This is a genomic window from Vibrio sp. 10N.261.52.A1, assembly GCF_002876325.1.
GTDB classification, from domain to species: Bacteria; Pseudomonadota; Gammaproteobacteria; order Enterobacterales; family Vibrionaceae; genus Vibrio; species Vibrio chagasii.
Window position 1 is genome coordinate 1 of sequence record NZ_MCYD01001426.1, and the last position, 1,913, is coordinate 1,913.

Consider the following 1,913-nt stretch of genomic DNA (forward strand, 5'->3'; position numbering starts at 1 on the left):
CTTGTTCATGTCTTTACCTGTTTGGTACATGGTCTCGATAACTTTGTCTAACGAGATAAGACACTTACTTGTACGTTTTAGTGCCATACGTGATGCGTTGATCGCCTTCATTGCGCCCATCGCATTACGCTCAATACATGGTACTTGAACCAGGCCGCCAATTGGGTCACAGGTCATGCCTAGCGAGTGCTCCATCGCGATTTCAGCTGCAATACAGATTTGCTCGTTGCTACCACCACGAAGGGCCGTTAAGCCTGCAGCTGCCATTGAAGAAGATACACCGACTTCGCCTTGACAACCTACCTCGGCACCCGAAATCGACGCATTGGTTTTATATAGAATACCGATAGCGCCAGATACCGCTAAGAAATCTTTGAGCTGCTTAGTATCAAGCTCTTTGATAAAGCGATGGTAGTACATTAAAACAGCAGGGATAACGCCAGCCGCACCATTCGTTGGTGATGTCACTACTTGACCACCAGCAGCATTCTCTTCACTCACGGCAAAGGCAAATAGGTTAATCCAATCCATGATCTCCATAGGATCGTTTTCAATGGAGGCATTCGCTTCTAGTTTTTTCAAAAGAGCAGGAGCTCGACGTGTGACTTCAAGGCCACCATCTAGAATGCCTTCTGTATCAAAGCCGCGCTGCATACACAGTGACATCACCTTCCAGATCTGGTCTGCTTTTTGGTCAATGGCTTCCATATCTTGAAAGGATACTTCGTTGCGCAGGATTAAGCCGCCAAGGCTCATTCCGTTTTTGTCAGCCAGTTCAAGGAGTTGATCAGCCGATGAGAAAGGGAACTCAACTTGGGTTTCAGACTCTTGTTTGCCGTTTTGTAGCTCACCTGCAGTTGCAATGAAACCGCCACCAATGGAGTAGTAGGTCTCCATATCCAGAAGTTTACCGTTCGTATCAAACGCAGAGATCGTCATACCGTTTTCATGAAGCGGCAGGTTGGTTTTGTGGAATAGTAAGTCGCTTTCAACATCGAAGTGGATCTCATGATGACCGCTCACCATAAGAGACTTGTCTTCAATCGCTTTACGCATTGCTAGGTTAGCACTGGTTATTTTTATGGTATCTGGGCGGTTGCCAAGCAGACCTAACAGGGTTGCGCGGTCAGTGTGGTGGCCGATACCTGTTAATGATAGTGAGCCGTACAAGTCGATTTGAATACGGGTAACTTGGTCAAGTACAGATTCAATCTTTTGGGTAAAATTAAACCCTGCGATCATTGGTCCATTTGTGTGGGAGCTGGAAGGCCCAACCCCGATTTTATAGATATCAAAAATAGACAGCATAGTAACTTCCTGTGAAGACGGTTCGATGGACGAACTCTGTGTAAAATTTGTATTTTGTTCGTTTCACTTATTTGTGTGAAAGCGTTCTCTGTTTAAAACTAACGTTAACCAACGTAGTCGTGAGAAACCCAAGAGCGTGCTATTTTGCTTTGAAGCTGCACTTTGATTCTCGAGTTACTTGTCATGTCGCTCTGCAATAGTGAGCATTACTGCGAGTAACTTATAAGAATTTCAAAATACTTTTGTTAACAAGTATTGTATACATAATTCACTCCATCTAATCCCCAAAACGAGACTTGAACATAAAATGAGCATTAATAACCTCCTTATTGTGCTGGGTAAACGGCTTAATGAGAATGAATTGACTGAGGAAGGAATCAGTCGAGTTGATGCCTTGGTGAAGTACCTAGCGGAGTCCTTGAGCATAGAGTCTCACTCGTACACAGCGGTCGCTTTTTGTGGTGGGGTAACCAAAGGGCAGAGTGTTTCGGAAGCCGATGCGATGCACCGATACTTTCGAGAGTTGGAAAGCCTCCGCGAAGTCCCGTTTACTCTGGGAGCGATTTTATTAGAGCAGCATTCAACCAATACTGTAGAAAACATCC

At 44.9% G+C, this 1,913-nt stretch carries 2 protein-coding genes; one reads left to right on the forward strand and one right to left on the reverse strand.

Annotated elements, in window-relative coordinates; translation table 11 throughout:
* A partial coding sequence (locus BCT81_RS28730; protein WP_102426639.1) for an L-serine ammonia-lyase occupies positions 1–1,308 on the reverse strand: 1,308 nt, incomplete at its 3' end.
* Positions 1,309–1,615: 307 nt separating this feature from the next.
* Between BCT81_RS28730 and BCT81_RS28735 the strand changes: the two genes are divergently transcribed.
* Positions 1,616–1,913 (forward strand): YdcF family protein (locus BCT81_RS28735; RefSeq protein ID WP_133152772.1); only part of this gene is annotated, 298 nt, incomplete at its 3' end.